This window comes from Micromonospora sp. CA-248260, assembly GCF_050942205.1.
GTDB lineage: Bacteria > Actinomycetota > Actinomycetes > Mycobacteriales > Micromonosporaceae > Micromonospora > Micromonospora antibiotica.
Window position 1 is genome coordinate 1,923,128 of sequence record NZ_CP192021.1, and the last position, 16,561, is coordinate 1,939,688.

Consider the following 16,561-nt stretch of genomic DNA (forward strand, 5'->3'; position numbering starts at 1 on the left):
GGCCTGCGCGCCCGGCTGATGGTGCTCGGCGTGGCCGGCCTCTCCGTGGGGCTGGCCCTCGGCGGGGTGGTGCTGCTGGTCGCGCTCGGCTGGACGCTGCAACGCACCGTCGACGAGGAGGCGTTCCGCACCGCCGACGCGGTCGCCCGGCTGGCCGGCGAGAACGCCCTGCCCGACCCGCTGCCGGTGGCCGGCGGGCAGCTCCGGGTACAGGTGGTCGACTCCGCCGGGCGGATCCGGGCCGCCTCCATCGACGCCGACCGGCTGGTGCCGATGGTCCGTCCCGACCAGCTCACCGGCACCGGCCGGCAACGCACCGTGGTGCCCGGCCAACGCCTCGGCTGGGAGGGGCCGGTGCGGGTGGTGGCGGTGCCCGCCCAGTCCGCGGGGGAACCGTTGACCGTCCTGGTGGGCCGCTCCACCGTCGACATCCGACACGCCACCCAGGCCGCCCGGACCGTGCTGCTGGTCGCCTTCCCGCTGCTGGTGGGGCTGCTCGCGGTGGTCGCCTGGCGGGTGGTCGGGGCGACCCTGCGGCCGGTCGAGGCGCTGCGCAGCGGGGCAGCCGAGATCACCGGCCGGGACGCGGCCGACCGGCTGCCGGTGCCCGCCTCCCAGGACGAGATCCACCGGCTGGCGGTCACCCTCAACGACATGCTGGACCGGCTGGAGGCGGCCCGTGCCCGGCAACGGTCGTTCCTCGCCGACGCGGCACACGAGCTGCGCAGCCCGCTGACGAACATGCGTACCGAGCTGGAGGTGGCCCAGCGCCTCGGCGACCGCACCGACTGGCCGGTCGTCGCCACCGACCTGCTCGCCGACACCGAACGGCTGGGTCGGCTCGTCGACGACCTGCTGCTGCTGGCCCGACTCGACGAGCAGCCGACACCGGGGGCCGGTCACGCCCGCGAGGCGGGGCCGGTGGAGCTGGGCGGGTTGCTCGCCGAGGTCGCCGCCCGCTGGCCGGGCCCACCGCCCGCCCCCGCGACGGAGCCACCGGACGGGGACGACCCGTCCACCCCACCCGGGGCCGGCCCTTCGTCTGTCCCGTCGGATGTGGTCAGCCGGTGCGTCCCGGCTGGTGTCGGCGTTCCGCCTGTTCCGTCGGGTGGGGGCAGCGCATCGGTGCTGTCGGGTGGGGGCAGCGCGACCGTCCCGCCGGGTGTCGGGGATCCGTCCGGGCCGCCGGTCGTGCTCGTCGCTGCGGCGTCGGGGCCGGTATGGACGGTTGGCGTCCCCGACGAACTGCGCCGGGTGCTGGGCAACCTGGTCGACAACGCCGTCCGGCACGCGCGTACCCGGGTCGTGCTGGCCGTCGAGTCGACGACGGACGGGGCGTACCACCTGGTGACGGTGACCGACGACGGGCCGGGCATCCCGGTGGCGGACCGGGACCGGGTGTTCCGCCGGTTCACCCGGCTGGACGAGGGCCGGGCCCGGGACGCGGGCGGCGCCGGGCTCGGCCTGGCCATCGTCCGGGAACTGGTCCGCCGGGGTGGCGGCACGGTCGACCTCACCGACGCGAAACCCGGCCTGACAGTCCGGCTCCACCTCCCGACCCTCCCAGACCCCGACTAACCACCCCCACCCACCCCCACCCCCACCCCCACCCGAGTTGATCAAGAGGTTTGCGTCAGGATTTTCGTTGTGGGTGACGCAAACCTCTTGATCACCGCCGCGTCCAACCGATTGCCTGGGTGATCAAGAGGTTTGCGTCAAAGATCGAGGGTGGGGTGACGTAAAGCTCTTGATCAACTCCGGCGGGGGCGGGGGCGGGGGCGGGGGCGGGGGCGAGGGGGGAGGGGGGAGGGGGTTAGCGGCGGGTGGTGCAGATGCGTTTGGCGCGGGCCACGACGTCGGTGGACCAGACCACGGCGACGGTGAAGCAGTAGTTGGTGGTGCGGTCCAGGCCGTGTACGACGAAGTTGTCGGTGCCGGGCGGCAGGGTCTGGAACGGGCGGGGATCCTGCCCGGCCTTGGCGGCGGAGAGGATCACCGGCCCCTCGCTCCCGGCCGGGTACGTCCAGGTCAGGGTGATGCCGTCGGGTCGGTCGCGCAGCGTCACCTTGCCTGGTGGGGTCCCCGGTGAGGCGGGTGGGACGGCGTTCGGCGTCGCGGCGGTCGGCGTTGCCCCGCTCGGTGCGACGGGCGGCGGGTCGTCGGAACTGCCCACCTGGGACACCCCGGCGATCACCGCGACCGCGCCCAGCAGCACCACCGCGACCCCGACCGCCACCAGCGGTACGGCACCCGGGCGGCGTGGGGGCGGGGCGTGCCGGCGCGGCACCAGCACGGGCAGCAGTCGGGACGGGTCCACCGGCGGCTCCGCCGGCACGACCCGGCGTACCCCGGCGGCCTCCTGCCCGGGGTGGCCCGGCGGCGGGGCGTAGGGGAATTCCCGCCGGTCGCCGGTCACCCCGGACCCGGCCGTCGTGGTGGCCGACTCGGGCGGCCAGTGACCGTCGTCCCCGCCCCAGCCTGACCTGGCCGAATAGCCAGAGCCAGCCGAATGGTCCGACGTGGCCGAATAGCCCGACCCGGCCGAGGTTTCCGATGTCGCCGGATAGTCGGACGTCGAGGGATGGCCGGGTGCCGCCTGATGGTCAGACGTCGTCGGATAGCCCGACGCCGCCGGATAGTCGGACGTCGAGGGATGGCCGGATGCCGCCGGATAGCCAGGCGTCGTCGGATAACCCGATGCCGCCGGACGGTCCGACGTGGCCGGATAGCCGGTGCCGCCGGGGTGTCCGGTGCCGTCACGGGTGGGGTAGCCGGCGCCGGTCGGCTGGTCGGGGGGGCCGAAGCCCGCCGGGTGACCGAAAGCGGTGGGCCGCCCGGTGCCCTGCGGGTAGCCGGTGTCGTCGGGGGGTAGCCGCTGGCCGGGCACCGTCGGCGGGTACGCCTCGTCGGCGGGCACCACCCCGGCCGACCAGGCCGACAGGTCGGGGGGCCCTTCGGCGGGTGGTGGGGTACGGGCGGCCGGCACCACCGGCGCGTCGCGTTCCGGGGTGGGCTCGTCGTCGCAGACGTGATCCGGGTCGGCAGCCGCCCGGGCCAGCGCGGCGACCTGCCGGGCCAGCGGGTCGTCGGCGGCCAGGTGCTGGCGGGCCAGCTCGCGGGCGAGAGCGAGGTTGTCGTGCGCCTCGTCGAAACGGCCGCAGTCGCGTTGCATCGCACCGAGCCGGGCGAGCATCTTGATCCCGCTGGCGTGCCCGTCGCCGTAGACCTCGCGGTGCAGCTCCCACGCGTCCTGGAGGCGTTCGCGGGCCTGGGCGCACTGGCCCCGGGCGTACTCCACGGTGGCCAGGTCGGCGTGCGCGGCGAGCACCCGCAGCGACTCGGGGCCGTCCCAGGCGGTCAGCTCCAGGATCACCTCGGAATAGAGCCGGGCGGCGCGGGCGTCGCTGCCGACCCGGTGCAGCACCGCCGCCAGGGTGGCCGCCGTGGAGATGGTCCGCTGGTCGGAGATGCCGTACAACCGGCTCGACGCCGCGTACGCGAAGGCGGCCCAGCCGCGTGCCGAGTGTGGTTCGCCGAGGGTGACCAGCAGTCGGGCCTGGAGGCCGGCGGCCTCGGCCAGCTCGGGGGAGGCGTGGTCGGGACGGGGGTCCGCGTCGGTCAGCGCGTCGGCCAGCAGACGCTGGGCGCCGGCCAGGTCGCCGGCGGACACCAGGTGCTGCGCCTGGAGGGTCAGTTCACCGAAGCCGGAAGACACGCCCCATCGTGCTTGGCCGGCAACCGTTAGTACAACCCTTGCCGGTCGGCAACTTGGTCAAGAACCGGTCAGGTGGGCGACCAACGTCTCGCTGATCCGGCGCAGCTGGTCCACCTGGGCGGGGCTGAGCGCGTCGAACAGGTGCCGGCGTACCCCCTCGACGTGGCCGGGCGCGGCGGCGGCGAGGGCCGCGAAACCGTCGTCGGTGAGGACGGCGATCTGGCCGCGCCGGTCGGTGGGGCACTCGTCGCGGCGGACCCAGCCGGCGGTCTCCAACCGGGCGACGGCGTGCGAGAGTCGGCTGCGTGACGAGCCGGTGAGGTCGGCCAGCTCGCTCATCCGCAGTTGTCGGTCGGGCACCTCGGAGAGCCGGACCAGGATCTCGTAGTAGGCGTGCGGCATCCCGGCGTCGCGTTGCAGCTCGCGGTCGAGGGTGTCGCTCAGCGCCCGGGAGGCGGTCAGGAAGGCACGCCAGGTCTGCTGCTCGTCGTGGTCCAGCCAGCGGGTCATGACCGTCATCATAGCCGCAATAGTTGAACGCTCAACCAAAACGCGCTACCGTGGGCGGCATGGGAATCCACCGCCTCAACCACGCCGTGCTCTACGTCTCCGACCTGCGTCGCAGCATCGACTTCTACCGCGACGTGCTGGGCTTCCGCCCGGTGCCGATGACCCCGGACGGGTTCCGGGGCGCGGCCTTCCTCCAGGCCCCCGACTCGACCAACGACCACGACCTCGGCCTGTTCGAGATCGGCGCGAACGCCGGCCGCTCGCAGGCCGGCCGGGCCACCGTCGGCCTCTACCACCTGGCCTGGGAGCTGGACACCCTCGACGAGCTGGCCGCGACCGCGCAGCGGCTGGCCGCCGCCGACGCCCTGGTCGGCACCTCCGACCACGGCACCACCAAGAGCCTCTACGGCCGCGACCCCGACGGGTTGGAGTTCGAGATCGTCTGGATCGTCCCGGCCGACCAGCTCGACGAGGACACCCTCGCCGCCCGCAAGCGGATCGGCCGGCTCGACCTCGACCGCGAACGGGCCCGCTACGGCGGCCAGACCCGGGGCGGGGTGGGGATCTCCGTCCCGGTCTGAACGGCCGTAGGGTAGAACGACAGCATGTCGATCGACGCCGTCCTGCCGGAGCTGCTCGTCCGCCAGCTCGACCACTGGCTGCCGGGGGCGCTGCACCGCTCCCGGCGGGCCACCCTCGCGCTGGCGTACGCCGGTGATCCGGGCAGCGCCGAGGCGGCCCTGCGGGTGGTGGCCGGCCACGCCGACCGGCTCCGGGGCCGGCGGCTCACCGTGCTGGTGCTCGCCGACGGCGGCCCCGAACTGCCCGCCCGGCTCGGCGTCGTCGGGGCCGGCCTGCCCGGTGACGTGGCCGTGCACGTGGTGCCCGGCGACCCGGCCCGGCTGCCGGTGGCACTCAAGGCGGCCGGCGCGGCGGGCGCACCGCTGCTCACCCTGGTCGACGGTGTGCCGCCGGACCGGGCGCTGCTGGCCGCCACGACCACCGGCCGACCGGCCGAGGTGCTGCTCACCGCCGCCACGACCACCGCCCTGCGGCCGGCCCTGACCGCCGCCGGGTTTCCGCTGGTCGCCGAGGTCGAGCTGGTGCCCGTCGACGGGTCACCGGCCAGCAGGGTGGCCTTCGGCACCGGGCTGGACAGGAGCCTGGAGGCGTTCAAGGACGCCCTCTGGGCCGCCGCCGGGTCCGGCGCCGCCGACAGGTCCAGGGTCACCCACGGGCCCGGGGCGGGCGACGAGTCCAGGGTCACCGACGGGTCCGGGGCCGCCGACGGGTCCATGGTGACCGGCGGGGGCGCTGCGATCCGCTACCGCGACCCGGCCGGCGGGCTGCTCGACGTCGCCGGGCCACCGGCGGCCGGTCCGTTGTGCGGCGAACTGCTCGCCGAGTTGACCCGGCACGGCCCGCGTACGGTGACCGAGCTGCGGCGGCACGCGCTGACCGCGACGGCGTACCGGGCGGTGGACGCCGGGCGCGCGCTCACCGAGCTGCTCGACACCGGTGCGGTCAGCCGGGACCCGGAGCACGGGCGGCTCGGCGGGGACGTGCTGATCAGCGCGGTCCCCGCCCCGGCCGCCCGGTCAACTGCCTGACCACGATGGACGCCCCGGTGGCGATCACCCCGATGCTGAACACCATCTGCACGCAGACGATCGCCTTGGCGAGCTGCCCCTGGGCGTGTACGTCGCCGTAGCCGACGGTGGTGAGGGTGGTCAGGGCGAAGTAGAGCGCGTCCAGCCGGGTGTGCAGCCCGGAGAACTGGTCCGGCCCGCTGCCCGCCACCACGTAGTCGGCCACCGCGAAGGCGAGCAGCCCGGCGACCAGCGCCACCACCAGGCGGCTCAACGACCGGACCTCGTCCTCGCCGACCGGGGCACCGGCACCGAGTTGACGGCCCACCTGGCGGGTCACCAGAAAGGTGACCACGGCGATCAACAGCAGGGTGCCCACCGCGCGCAGGGTCAGCCGCAGGCCGTTCGGATCAGGCTCCAACGGGATCAGGAAGTAGCTGACCAACAGCAGGGCGCAGGCCGCCAGGGTGTGCCGGCGTGCCCGCGCGTAGCTCCCGTCGTCGCGTGCCATGCGGCGATTCTGCTCCGTAGGGGCGGGGCCGACCCGGCGAATCCGGAACCCGACCGGTGCCCTACCGGGGCACAGACGTCGAACGGGACACCGGTGAACCACCGGTGCCCCGTTCGACGAAGGACGTCACGCCCGGGATTTGTCCTGCTTCCAGGACAGCGGCCCCGGCAGGTCGACGCGGTGCGCCTTGGCCTTGGAGTTCCAGGACCAGCGGCCGATCTTGATGCTCCACGACGAGAAGCCGTTCTCGGTGAAGTTCAGGATGATCGGCCCGTACTTCTTGCGCTTACGAAACATCAGGCCCATCGTGGCGCTCCCTTCGCGTTTCCTGTCGTCGTTGCCGTCTCGACCCGGTAGATGCCCGCATCCACCAAATCCGAAACCTGCTCCGGTCCGAGCTGGACGGACGCGGTGACTCAGCGCGGCTCCCACGCGTCGGGCAGGGTGGTCAGCCGCCGCACGTGCGTCGGGAGCCGGCCGCTGACCACCTCGGCGAGGCTCACCTCGTCGAGCACCTGTCGGACGGCGGCGCGGACGGCCACCCAGAGCCGGGGAAGGTTCTCCGCCGAGCCCTCGTACCGGGTCTCCTCGGGGCGCAGCCCGCGTACCCCGGCCAACGGGCCCTCGACGGCGCGCAGGATCGCCCCGACGGTGACCTCGCGCGGCGGTCGGGCCAGGGTGTAACCGCCCTCGGCGCCGCGCTGCGCCCGGACCACGCCGGCCCGACGCAGGTCGGCCAGGACAGCTTCGAGAAACTTGCGCGGCATGTCCTGCTCGCTGGCGATCGCCTGGGTGGAGAGCAGGGAGGGGTAGGCGGTGGCCAGGCTCAGGGCCGCTCGAACCGCATAGTCGCCGCGCGCGGAGATCTGCACCCTGCCATCATGCCCGTCCGGCGGGGGTGCAGGGGTCGCCGGGTCGACGTGGCGCGACGATCCGCTGCGGTGACCGCCCCCGGGCGGCCCGGAACGCACCCGGGCTCACCCCCACCTCCCGGGTGAAGAACCGGCCGAAGTTCGTCGGCTCGGGGAAGCCGAGCTGGCGGCCGATCCGGGCCACCGGCTCGTCGGTGGCGGCGAGCAGCCGGCGGGCCTGGAGCGCGACCCGCTCGTCGACCACCTGCTTGGCGCTGCGCCCGGTCACCGCCAGACAGGCCCTGGTCAGGGTACGCACCGAGCAGCCCAGGCGGGCCGCATAGTCCTCCACCCGGCGGGTGTACGGGTAACCCGCCTCCACCTCCCGGCAGAACCGGCGGAACGTGGCCGCCTCGGTCCGCTGCGGATCGGTGTCGTCGGTTGCCCGTTCGGAGTCGCGGGCACCGGGCAGCAGGGCCAGCCGGATGAGCAGGACGGCGAGCTGGTGCCGGAGCAGGGCGCGGGCGGCCGGGTCGTCCCGGTGCCGCCGGTGGTCCACCACGAGTTGGGAGACCTCGTTGATGACGGCGTCCTCGTCCTCACCGGTCAGCTGGTGGTGGTGCGGCACCGCGGCGGGGTCGACGTCCAGCCCGTGCAGGGCGTCGGCGTGCCAGCGCAGCACGATCGCGTCGAGCCGCGCGGGACAGCGCAACACCTGGCCGGGCGTGGCCCGCAGCAGGGTGCCGGGCCGGCAGGGCAGCGCGTGGAAGTCCAGCTCGACGATGCCGTGCCCACCGGTGACCAGGATGAGCAGATCGTTGTCGAGCAGGACCGGCCGGGGTTGGCCGGCGCCGGGGGTGAGGTCGCCCAGCTCCAAGATGTCGATCTCGGGGCTGGGCAGGTCGGGACGGGTTGCCGGGGGGAGCTGACCGGAAGGGACCATCGTCTTCGACCGTAACCGGGGACGGCCGGGGTCGCATCCCGGCGACGGGACCCGGTCGCGCTCCCGGGTGGCCCGGTCGACCGTCGCGGGGTTGTCCGCCCGCCGGGGCCGGGCTACGTTACCGATCGGTAAGGACCGCGACGTGCGATGGGGTGCTCATGACGGATCTGTTCTCGGTCGACGGCAAGACGGTCCTGGTCACCGGCGGCTCCCGGGGGATCGGGCTGATGATCGCCCGGGGCTTCGTCCGGGCCGGGGCCACCGTGGTCATCTCGTCCCGCAAGGCAGACGTGTGCGAGGCGGTGGCCAAGGAACTGTCCGCCGAGGGGCGCTGCGCGGCGATCCCCGCCGATCTCAGCGACGACGCGGGCGCCGAGGCCCTCGCCACCGCCGTCGGCGAACGGTACGACCGGCTCGACGTGCTGGTCAACAACGCGGGCGCGACCTGGGGTGCGCCGCTGGAGTCGTACCCGGACGCCGCGTTCGACAAGCTCTGGTCGGTCAACGTGAAGGCGGTTTTCCGGCTCACCACCGCACTGCTGCCGCTGCTGCGCGCGGCAGCCGACGACGACGACCCGGCCCGCGTGATCAACATCGGCTCCATCGACGGCCTCCGGGTGCCGGCCATGGAGGTGTACGCGTACTCCGCGACGAAAGCAGCCGTGCACATGCTCACCCGCAGCCTGGCCCACCAGCTCGCCGCTGAGCGGATCACGGTCAACGCGATCGCCCCGGGCCCGTTCGACAGCAAGATGATGGCCTTCGCCCTGGACGACCCGGCGTCGCGGGCGGCAATCGCCCAGCAGGTGCCGCTCGGTCGGATCGGCCGCCCCGAGGACATGGCCGGCACGGCGATCTACCTGTCGTCGCGGGCCGGGGCGTACCTGACCGGCGCGGTGATCCCGGTGGACGGCGGCATCACCACCCACGGCTGACCGGCGTACCCGACGGGTGGCCGGCCGGGCCCGGGGGCCGGCGGTCGGGCCGCGTACCGGCGGGCCAGGTCGCGTACCGGCGGCGGGGGTCGCAATGGTGCGGACTGGAAGTGGACGGCCGGAGCCGCGCGGACTCGGCAGATCCGCGCGGCTCCGGTACGGGTCGGTCAGCGGCCGGCGAGCAGCCGGGTCACCGCCGTGTCGACGTCCAGGTGCTCGGCCTCCCGGCCGCGCGGGACGACGACGTAGGTCCGGCGCAGGAAGCGCACCAGCACACTGCGCGGGACCTCGAACAGGGCGTTACCGTCGGGCGACGACAGGGCCAGCGCGACGAAGTCGCCGCGCGGGGTGGCCCAGGGCCAGACCCGGACGTCGCCGATGCCGGCCGGCTCGTCGAGGCCGGTGACCAGCAGTTCGCGGGCGAAGGACCAGCTCACCGCCTCGCCCCCGGCCGATTCGGCGTGGAACAGGACATGGACCGCATACGGGTCAGCAGGGTCGTAACGCAGGCTGGCACGCACCGGCAATGCGGTGGCGTCAGGCGCGACGAGCCTTAGCGACGTCTCGACCTCTACGGTCGTCGGTCGGATGACACTCATGGACGTTCTCCCCCCGGCACCGCTGCGGAACGCGCGTGTCCCGCTTTTCCCATACTCAGGTGCTACTGCTGGCTACGCTCCGCCATACGCTGACTTCACCCAGTGGTGGGAAGGGGGTCCGAATCGCCGTGAGAATGTGAGAATTCTTGTAGGATTTCCGGTTCTGCCCAGTCGGGAGCCCGTCCGAAGTCGGGTGGTTCAGTCGTCGACTTACTCCGGTAACGTCCAGTGGTCTGCGCAAGTGACGGTCCAGGACGACACTGAGGGGTGAAATGGCCACGAAACGTTCCTCAGTGGATGCGGTGAGTACGGCCGAGTCGCCGAAAGTAGGGGCCCGAGCAGCCAAAAGGCGGGGTGACAGGGTGCCGATCACACCATCGGACCGGGACGGTCGGACGACCTCCGACACCGGTCGCACCGCCGGTGCCTCCCGCGCCGCCCGAGGCCGGCCCCGACCGGCCGCCAACGGTCGGGCCCGGGGCGGCGCGGGCCGGTCGGGCCGTACCGCCCTGGCCGCCCGTCCCACCGGCTGGCGCTGGCGGCTGCGCACCACCCTTGAGCTGATCCGGGCCAACCCCACCGGCCGGGTCGCCCTCAAGATATTCATCGCCGTCGCCGGGGCGCTCGTGGTGACCGTCGGCATCGCCCTCATCCCGCTGCCCGGCCCCGGCTGGCTGATCGTCATCGCCGGCCTCGCCATCTGGGCCGTCGAGTTCCACTGGGCCCGCCGACTGCTCGGCTTCACCCGCCGCCACGTCCACGCCTGGACCCGCTGGGCCACCACCAGGTCGCTGCCGGTGCGGTTCCTGCTCGGCTCCGTCGGCCTGGTCTTCGTCGCCGTGGTGCTCTGGCTCTCGCTCAAGTACAGCCTCGGCATCGATTTGGTCGCCCAACTGCTCCGCTACCTCGCCACGACCTGAACGGGCACCCCGGGTTTTTGGCTCCGCCCCACGATCGGGTAGAGTCAACGGCGCTGAGGGCGATTAGCTCAGTGGGAGAGCGCTTCGTTCACACCGAAGAGGTCGCTGGTTCGATACCAGCATCGCCCACCCTCGATATGCAAAGCTCAAGGCCCCTCGATCGAGGGGCCTTGAGTCGTTTCTGTCGATCAATACCGGTCGAGAGGCAGCGAGAAGGCAGGTGCCGGCGGCAGGCCGGTGACGCCCTTCTGTGCAACGGCAGTGGCTCAGCTCGCTGTCAGCGGGTCTGAGGCGTACCCCTGCTCCACGCACAGTGTCGCCTCGGGGTAGTGGGCGAGCACCTTCGCGCCGTCGCGCTGCGGGTCGGCCAGGCCCACCGTGACGCACCGGCCGAAGTCGGTGCCGCAGGCGGCGAGCGCGGGGAGTAGCGCGGCCAGGCGGCGGTGCATGGTCGGACCTCCAGTGGTACGGCGGGCTGCGCCCTTCGGGCACGACGGGTACAACGAACCGGCCGGTGGTCGGGGTACCGTCCGACGAGGTGGCGACCGGGTGTCGCCTGGCCCGGTGAGCTTGGAGCGGCGCTATGGTCTCGTCTGCCGACCCGCGCTTCGGTGTAGCTCTGCGTGAGTTTCGGGAGCAGCGTGGTCTGTCGCTTCGTTCCCTGGGGCAGCGTGCTCATCGGAGTAAGAGCCATCTGCACGAGTTGGAGACGGGACTCAAGGCTCCGACAGTCGACACGGCTTGTCACCTGGATCGGGTTCTCGACGCGGGAGGTGCACTCGCGCGGTTGGTGGATGCGCCGACCGACCATGCGGCCGAGGCCGGCGAGCTGAGGGCCAGAGTCGCCGCCAGCGATGTCAGCGCGGACGTGCTCGACCGGATCGAGCAGGGCGTTGACGATCTCGCCAGTGCCTACCCGACGATGACACCGACGGGTCTCCTGCCGTTGGTGCGGCGGCATCTCTCCTACGTCGGGCGGTTGTTGGAGGGGAGGGTGACGCTCGCGCAACGGAGGCGGTTGTTGGTTGCCGGTGGCTGGTTGGCGGTGCTGCGGGCGACGGTTCACATCGACCTGCGGCAACGGACTGCTGCGGTCGCCCACCTGCGAGCCGCTCGTGACCTTGCCGAACATGCTGAGCACGGCGAGATCCAGGCGTGGTGCCTCGAAACCCGGGCCTGGGATGTGCTGACTCAAGGTGACTACCAGGGAGCACTCGATCTCTCCCGTCAAGCGCAGCGGGTCGCTCCGAAGGGGAGTTCCGCCCGCATTCAGGCGACTGCTCAGGAGGCTCGCGCCTGGGCGCGGATCGGCGATGTCGGTGCGACTCGCCGAGCGTTGGACCGGGTGGAGCGGCTGACGGCGAATCTGCCCGTTCCTGAGCGGGCCGAGCACCACTATCGCTACGACCCGGCCAAGGCTGCCGCGTACGCGGCCACGACTTTGGCGTGGGCGGGTGACCCCGGTGCCGAGCAGGTGGCGCGGGCGGTGTTGGCCGAGCTGGACCCGTACGGCGATGGGGGAGCGCGGCCCCGCCGGTCCGCGTCGGCCCGCCTCGACCTCGGTCTTGCCCTGGTCGCCGCCGGTCAGCCGGACGAGGCGGTTGCCCTGGGGGCGCAGGCGGTGGCGTCCGGACGGGTGGTGCCGTCGAACTGGTGGCGTGCTGCGGAACTGCTGGCGAAGGTGGAGCAGTCGGGAGTGCCGGAGGCAGTGACACTGCGCGATGTGTGCACCGAGTTCGCACCGGGACGGCGACTATCAGCGGACAGCACACCCGGTTAGCGGACGCTCACCCTCTGGATCGGTGGCCTGCGGAGCATGAGGCTGGACCTCGCTGAAGCCGGGCACGGAACGAGGAACACCAGTGGGGTGCTGCCCTCCATGCCCTGAAGACGGAGGGCCAGCCACATGGCGGTGAACAGCGGACTCCTGCGGCGAATTGTTGGCCGGTGCTTTCCGTCGTCGCCGGTTGTTTCCGGGGTCGGAGAACGCGTCCAGGCAGTGGAGCAGGACGCCGCCCGGCGACGGTTGTTGGACCTCGCGCGCGGCGTACCACCGCGCCCGGCAACGGGTGGGAATGCCATCTCGTCGAAGCAGCGCGTTCCGTACGACGGGTATCTGTCGGCCACGGCGCTGACCCTCGCGCGCCGGCATCGACCGGTCTGGTGTTGGCGGCGATGGCGGTGGGTCTGTCGGTGCGGGGCCGAGCTGCCCTGCCACGTCCGACACCGGATTCCGATCAGCCGTGGGCACTGGCCGACCGAGGAGGAGCAGTGACCAGTCACGGCCCGGTGCCGCCGGTCTGGAGTTGCGGCGGCTGCGACCGGCCCTGGCCGTGCCCCACCCGGCGGCAGGAACTGCGCGCGGAGTACGCCGACGCGCCGGTGTCGTTGGCCCTCCACCTCGGGGCCTGCTTCGTCCGGGCGGCCGGGGACATGCCCTGGGCACCGGCCGGCCCCCTGTACCGCCGCTTCGTCGGCTGGACCAGGCAGCCGCCGGAGGTGCAGCACCGAAGTGCGGTGACCGTGCCAGCCGCACCCGACCGGCACCAGCGCCACCAGGCCGGATGACACCCGATCCGACGGGCCGGGAGTCCACTGTCTGCTGGCCGGGCAACGGTCCGGCCGGGGACCGTAGTGGCCGTCCGGCCTCGTGACACGTTCACGTCGGTGGCTGCGGGTGCGCCTGCGGGTGCGTAGGGTCGGCGACGTGAACGCCTCCCTCGACACCCTGCCGACGATCGGTGCGCCGGCAACGCGTGCGCTGACCGCAGCCGGCTACCCGACGTTGCGCGACCTCGCGGGTGTGCCGCGCGCCGAGTTGGCCGCACTGCACGGGGTGGGGCCGAAAGCGCTCGGGATCCTTCAGAGCGCACTGGAGCAGCACGATCTCAGTCTCGGGTAGGGGTGCGGCCGGGGAAGTGCGCGACGCTGCCGCCAGCCGGTTCGGTTCGGGAACCTCCGGCCGGGCCGGACCGATCGCCTCGCTTTACGCCCTGCGATGGTCATGGCACGCTTCGTAGGCGTGCGGATGCGTGCGGTTTCAGTATGGTGGGAAGGGTAGGTCGACGGGGTTCGATGGCGAACATATGGCGGCGTAGGGCGGCGTATCCACTACTCCTCTGGCTGGTGTTGGGCGCCGTCATCGCGGGCGCGTGGAAAGTGTTCGGTAGCTCCACCCTGCTGACGGTGCTGACGATCCTGTCCACGGCGGCCGCGCTACTGCCGTTGTTCAAGGAAATCCGGTCTGAACGCGACGTCGTGAGCACCCCGGAGCAGGTCGACCAGGCCGTGCGGGTGCTCGCCATCGAGGTGCGCAAGCAGTGGGACGAGGAGTCTCGTCGGCGTCAGCTCCAGGAGACGCGGCAGATGCCGGTCCGCTGGGAGGTGGCGGAACGGCCGAAAGCCCAGTCACCGCTGCCGTCCACCGGGGAGCTGCCGCGGCTGATCGACGAGTTCGTGGGGCAGCCCCGCGCCATGGTGGTCATCGGCGAACCAGGTTCGGGTAAGACGGGCCTGTGCGTCATTCTTGCCCTCGACCTGCTGAAGGAAGCAGCCGAACGAGTTCCGCTGCTGTTGCAGATCGCCTCCTGGGATCCGGCAGAGAACCTCGACAACTGGATGGTCCGGAGACTGGTGGAGGATTATCCGTTCCTGGGTAGCGAGGCGCGGTTCGGCTCCACCGCCGGCAGTGAGATCGTCACCCAGCGCCTGGTGTTGCCGATCCTGGACGGCCTGGACGAGATGGCACCGGCGCTGCGGTCCGTCGCGCTGCGGGCGCTACACAGCGACTGGTCCGACCAGCCTTTCGTGTTGACCTGCCGTACGGAGGAGTTCCTGACGGCCAACGAACAGAACCTGCTCACGGGTCTGCTGGTCGTCCGTCTTCGGCCGCTGGAACCCCAGGCCGCGGCGAACTTCCTGCTCGACGCCAGCGCCGACGCGCGGTTGGAGGAGTGGGAGCCGGTCCTGGCCGACCTGGTCGCCCATCCGTCGAACGACCTGGCACGGACCCTGACCAATCCGCTGATGCTCGCGCTCGCACGTACCGTCTACGAGGCTGAGGACGTGTCGCCGGGTGAGCTGCTCGACAGGGAGCGGTTTCCCCGGCAGCACGACGTCGAGGAGTATCTCCTGGACCGGTTCGTTCCCACGGTGTTCCGTATCCGCCCGTACCGTGGGGTGCCGAATCCGGCCCGGGTTTCCCGTCGGTGGGATCCTGCGGTCGCCCAGCAGGCGTTGGTCTTCCTGGCCATGCATCTCCAGACCCTGGGGACTCGTGACCTCGCCTGGTGGCAGCTCACCCGTGCGGTGCCCCGTCCGGTCCCGCAGGTCGTACGGGTCACGGTGGGCACGCTGGGGTGCGGTCTGCTGGGTTGGGTGATGTTCGGGTTGTTCGGCCGGCCCTTCCTGGGAGCGGCCTTCGGCCTGGGGGTGGGCTTCCTCGCCGCGCTTCCGTTGGGAAGGTTGCGGGACAAGCGGCCGCGTCGGTTCGTACCTCGGATGCTCCGCCGCGCGGATCTGGCTCCGGAGTTTCTGGTTCGGGACATCGGCTTCGGTGTGGTGGGCGCGCTGGTCGGCGGTCTGATCGTCGGTCTGCTGTTCAGCGCCGGATACGGGGTGTTGATCGGTCTGTTCTTCGGCCTGGTGTTCGGAATGGTGCGACGGTTCACCGAGCCGACCGAGACGAAGGAACCGGCCAGTCCGGGCAACGTGTTGCGCGGCGACCGCAGCACCGTGCTGTACGGGACCGTCCTGGGGGCGACGGCGGGTGGGTTGGTCGGCGGCTTCATGGGGGGCATCGTCGGGGCCGAACAGTACGGGCTGATCTATCACCTGACCCCGGTGATGGAGGGACTCCTCGGCGCCTCGGTGGGGCTGCTGCTCGGGGCTGCCGGCCTCGGGATGATGGTCTACGCCACCAGCGCGTGGGCTCAGCTCGTGTTGGCGCGGATCTGGCTGGCGTGGCGTGGCCGAACGCCGCTACGGCTGATGACGTTTCTTGCCGACGCGCACAAGCTCGGCGTGCTGCGCCAGGTGGGGCCGCTCTACCAGTTCCGGCACGGGCTGCTCCAGGACCGTCTGGGGCGGCCGGTACCGGGGCCGGTGGAAACGCCGGAGGCGGAGCCGGCGGTTCGCGGATGACGGTCGGGTGGGGCGGGGATCACGTCGCCCGCGCCGTGGTGAGTTGCACTGGCCCGCTGAGGGACCAGTGCGCCACCCGGCCGGGCCACCGGTCGCCCGACCCGGTGTCGCCCACGCCCGCGACGTAACGGGCCTGCGGAAACCGGATGCGCGCCCAGGTGATGGGTATGTCCACCGGGCGGATCTGCAGGTCGGCCAGACGTCTCCGCACGCTGTCGCTGCCGCGACCGGCACCGTCGCTGCCCCAGTAGCCGAACTCGATTCGCGCCTGCGGCGAGACGTCGGCACCGAGGTCGGTCTGCTGGTGAAGCAACCAGGCCACGTCGGCGGGGTCGGTCAGATCCACCGTGCGGACGGCGGACCGGGTTTCTTCGACGGTCACCTGTACCCGGAGCGCGACCACCTCGAAGGGGTGTCGCCGTAGCAGCTGTGACAGGGCCTCGAGCCAACTCCGTTCGAAGGCCTGTTGTCGCCGTTCGAAGATCACCAGTGCGACGGCACGCGCGAGCGTGTAGCCGATCATCGCGACAGCGGTCCAGGTCGCCAGAACGTGGTCGACCAGCAGACGATCGGCGATCACGGCGAGCGCGGCGGCCACCAGCCAGCCCAGGGTGACGTTACGGGCGTGGGCGAAGGACGACCGGTGGGAGCCGACGGTGAACCGCCGCACGAGCGCGGCCGGCCAGCCCAGTGGTGCCGGGGGTATCGGGACACCCGGCTGTACGCTGCCCGACTCGGCCAGCATCCCCTCTGCTGTCCTCACCGCCTGCCGCCTCTCGCCGGCACCCCTGCCCGCGCTGCCGTCGTGCTCCTCGGCCGCGATGACCACGCGGGCCGCTCGCCTCC

Annotated in this window: 18 protein-coding genes and 1 tRNA gene; 10 read left to right on the plus strand and 9 right to left on the minus strand. The window is 72.3% G+C overall.

The genetic code is table 11. From position 1 onward, the window contains the following. Nucleotides 1–18: 18 nt before the first annotated feature. Nucleotides 19–1,578 (plus strand): ATP-binding protein, encoded by a 1,560-nt coding sequence (locus ACQP2H_RS08825; RefSeq protein ID WP_433233494.1) that lies wholly within the window; start codon nucleotides 19–21, stop codon nucleotides 1,576–1,578. A 235-nt stretch (nucleotides 1,579–1,813) separates the two neighbouring features. Here ACQP2H_RS08825 and ACQP2H_RS08830 read toward each other — a convergent pair whose 3' ends face one another. Both ACQP2H_RS08830 and ACQP2H_RS08835 read right to left on the minus strand, forming a co-directional pair. Then, a complete protein-coding gene (locus ACQP2H_RS08830) occupies nucleotides 1,814–3,715 on the minus strand; it encodes a tetratricopeptide repeat protein (RefSeq protein WP_433232035.1) in 1,902 nt (633 codons plus the stop codon). A 57-nt stretch (nucleotides 3,716–3,772) separates the two neighbouring features. Beyond that, on the minus strand, nucleotides 3,773–4,234 hold the full coding sequence (locus ACQP2H_RS08835; RefSeq protein ID WP_357538033.1) for a MarR family winged helix-turn-helix transcriptional regulator: 462 nt from the start codon (nucleotides 4,232–4,234) through the stop codon (nucleotides 3,773–3,775). Nucleotides 4,235–4,284: 50 nt separating this feature from the next. Between ACQP2H_RS08835 and ACQP2H_RS08840 the strand changes: the two genes are divergently transcribed. Continuing rightward, the gene (locus ACQP2H_RS08840) at nucleotides 4,285–4,806 is read left to right on the plus strand and encodes a VOC family protein (RefSeq protein ID WP_208569876.1); all 522 of its coding nucleotides are present in this window, start codon (nucleotides 4,285–4,287) and stop codon (nucleotides 4,804–4,806) included. A gap of 24 nt (nucleotides 4,807–4,830) precedes the next feature. Beyond that, the gene (locus ACQP2H_RS08845) at nucleotides 4,831–5,835 is read left to right on the plus strand and encodes a hypothetical protein (RefSeq protein WP_219468940.1); all 1,005 of its coding nucleotides are present in this window, start codon (nucleotides 4,831–4,833) and stop codon (nucleotides 5,833–5,835) included. On the opposite strand, the gene ACQP2H_RS08850 is transcribed toward ACQP2H_RS08845, so the two are convergent. The 4 genes from ACQP2H_RS08850 to ACQP2H_RS08865 all read right to left on the minus strand — a co-directional run bounded on the left by ACQP2H_RS08850 (nucleotide 5,795) and on the right by ACQP2H_RS08865 (nucleotide 8,119). After that, the gene (locus tag ACQP2H_RS08850) at nucleotides 5,795–6,325 is read right to left on the minus strand and encodes a potassium channel family protein (protein ID WP_219468943.1); all 531 of its coding nucleotides are present in this window, start codon (nucleotides 6,323–6,325) and stop codon (nucleotides 5,795–5,797) included. The two genes, ACQP2H_RS08845 and ACQP2H_RS08850, sit on opposite strands and share 41 nt — an antisense overlap. Nucleotides 6,326–6,451: 126 nt before the next feature. Continuing rightward, nucleotides 6,452–6,631: a DUF4236 domain-containing protein gene (locus ACQP2H_RS08855; RefSeq protein ID WP_208569874.1), complete on the minus strand. Its 180-nt coding sequence runs from the start codon at nucleotides 6,629–6,631 to the stop codon at nucleotides 6,452–6,454. Nucleotides 6,632–6,741: 110 nt separating this feature from the next. After that, nucleotides 6,742–7,197 carry an RrF2 family transcriptional regulator gene (locus tag ACQP2H_RS08860; protein ID WP_208569873.1) on the minus strand — a complete coding sequence of 152 codons (456 nt, stop codon included), beginning with the start codon at nucleotides 7,195–7,197 and terminating at the stop codon, nucleotides 6,742–6,744. Between the two features lie 7 nt (nucleotides 7,198–7,204). Further along, nucleotides 7,205–8,119: a helix-turn-helix domain-containing protein gene (locus ACQP2H_RS08865; protein WP_219468946.1), complete on the minus strand. Its 915-nt coding sequence runs from the start codon at nucleotides 8,117–8,119 to the stop codon at nucleotides 7,205–7,207. A gap of 158 nt (nucleotides 8,120–8,277) precedes the next feature. Between ACQP2H_RS08865 and ACQP2H_RS08870 the strand changes: the two genes are divergently transcribed. Continuing rightward, nucleotides 8,278–9,054, plus strand: a complete 777-nt coding sequence (locus tag ACQP2H_RS08870) for a glucose 1-dehydrogenase (protein WP_219468949.1) — start codon at nucleotides 8,278–8,280, stop codon at nucleotides 9,052–9,054. 167 nt (nucleotides 9,055–9,221) lie between these two features. Here the strand turns inward: ACQP2H_RS08870 and ACQP2H_RS08875 are convergent, their stop codons facing one another. Further along, nucleotides 9,222–9,653, minus strand: coding sequence for an SsgA family sporulation/cell division regulator (locus tag ACQP2H_RS08875; RefSeq protein WP_053653619.1), 432 nt, complete (start codon nucleotides 9,651–9,653; stop codon nucleotides 9,222–9,224). Nucleotides 9,654–9,946: 293 nt separating this feature from the next. Between ACQP2H_RS08875 and ACQP2H_RS08880 the strand changes: the two genes are divergently transcribed. Together ACQP2H_RS08880 and ACQP2H_RS08885 are read left to right on the plus strand one after the other, a co-directional pair. Beyond that, nucleotides 9,947–10,573 carry a TIGR02611 family protein gene (locus ACQP2H_RS08880; RefSeq protein ID WP_374197557.1) on the plus strand — a complete coding sequence of 209 codons (627 nt, stop codon included), beginning with the start codon at nucleotides 9,947–9,949 and terminating at the stop codon, nucleotides 10,571–10,573. A gap of 57 nt (nucleotides 10,574–10,630) precedes the next feature. Further along, nucleotides 10,631–10,702 (plus strand) — tRNA-Val (locus ACQP2H_RS08885). Nucleotides 10,703–10,839: 137 nt separating this feature from the next. On the opposite strand, the gene ACQP2H_RS08890 is transcribed toward ACQP2H_RS08885, so the two are convergent. Next, nucleotides 10,840–11,022 (minus strand): hypothetical protein, encoded by a 183-nt coding sequence (locus ACQP2H_RS08890; RefSeq protein WP_219468953.1) that lies wholly within the window; start codon nucleotides 11,020–11,022, stop codon nucleotides 10,840–10,842. Nucleotides 11,023–11,156: 134 nt separating this feature from the next. On the opposite strand from ACQP2H_RS08890, the gene ACQP2H_RS08895 reads away from it, so the two are divergent. The 4 genes from ACQP2H_RS08895 (at nucleotide 11,157) to ACQP2H_RS08910 (ending at nucleotide 15,715) form a co-directional block, all read left to right on the plus strand. Further along, nucleotides 11,157–12,353, plus strand: coding sequence for a helix-turn-helix domain-containing protein (locus ACQP2H_RS08895; protein WP_219468956.1), 1,197 nt, complete (start codon nucleotides 11,157–11,159; stop codon nucleotides 12,351–12,353). Nucleotides 12,354–12,844: 491 nt separating this feature from the next. Next, a complete protein-coding gene (locus ACQP2H_RS08900; RefSeq protein ID WP_219468959.1) occupies nucleotides 12,845–13,141 on the plus strand; it encodes a hypothetical protein in 297 nt (98 codons plus the stop codon). A 139-nt stretch (nucleotides 13,142–13,280) separates the two neighbouring features. After that, nucleotides 13,281–13,475, plus strand: coding sequence for a helix-hairpin-helix domain-containing protein (locus ACQP2H_RS08905; RefSeq protein WP_219468962.1), 195 nt, complete (start codon nucleotides 13,281–13,283; stop codon nucleotides 13,473–13,475). Between the two features lie 284 nt (nucleotides 13,476–13,759). Further along, nucleotides 13,760–15,715 (plus strand): NACHT domain-containing protein, encoded by a 1,956-nt coding sequence (locus tag ACQP2H_RS08910; protein WP_363822974.1) that lies wholly within the window; start codon nucleotides 13,760–13,762, stop codon nucleotides 15,713–15,715. Nucleotides 15,716–15,734: 19 nt separating this feature from the next. Here the strand turns inward: ACQP2H_RS08910 and ACQP2H_RS08915 are convergent, their stop codons facing one another. Continuing rightward, the gene (locus ACQP2H_RS08915; RefSeq protein ID WP_219468968.1) at nucleotides 15,735–16,313 is read right to left on the minus strand and encodes a hypothetical protein; all 579 of its coding nucleotides are present in this window, start codon (nucleotides 16,311–16,313) and stop codon (nucleotides 15,735–15,737) included. Nucleotides 16,314–16,561 lie beyond the last annotated feature (248 nt).

Coding starts and splice junctions, on each gene's coding strand:
- ACQP2H_RS08865 (WP_219468946.1), bottom strand. CDS start 8,119: ATGGTCCCTTCCGGTCAGCTCCCCCCGGCAACCCGTCCCGACCTGCCC.
- ACQP2H_RS08870 (WP_219468949.1), top strand. CDS start 8,278: ATGACGGATCTGTTCTCGGTCGACGGCAAGACGGTCCTGGTCACCGGC.
- ACQP2H_RS08855 (WP_208569874.1), bottom strand. CDS start 6,631: ATGGGCCTGATGTTTCGTAAGCGCAAGAAGTACGGGCCGATCATCCTG.
- ACQP2H_RS08845 (WP_219468940.1), top strand. CDS start 4,831: ATGTCGATCGACGCCGTCCTGCCGGAGCTGCTCGTCCGCCAGCTCGAC.
- ACQP2H_RS08895 (WP_219468956.1), top strand. CDS start 11,157: ATGGTCTCGTCTGCCGACCCGCGCTTCGGTGTAGCTCTGCGTGAGTTT.
- ACQP2H_RS08835 (WP_357538033.1), bottom strand. CDS start 4,234: ATGACGGTCATGACCCGCTGGCTGGACCACGACGAGCAGCAGACCTGG.
- ACQP2H_RS08840 (WP_208569876.1), top strand. CDS start 4,285: ATGGGAATCCACCGCCTCAACCACGCCGTGCTCTACGTCTCCGACCTG.
- ACQP2H_RS08875 (WP_053653619.1), bottom strand. CDS start 9,653: ATGAGTGTCATCCGACCGACGACCGTAGAGGTCGAGACGTCGCTAAGG.
- ACQP2H_RS08825 (WP_433233494.1), top strand. CDS start 19: ATGGTGCTCGGCGTGGCCGGCCTCTCCGTGGGGCTGGCCCTCGGCGGG.
- ACQP2H_RS08890 (WP_219468953.1), bottom strand. CDS start 11,022: ATGCACCGCCGCCTGGCCGCGCTACTCCCCGCGCTCGCCGCCTGCGGC.
- ACQP2H_RS08850 (WP_219468943.1), bottom strand. CDS start 6,325: ATGGCACGCGACGACGGGAGCTACGCGCGGGCACGCCGGCACACCCTG.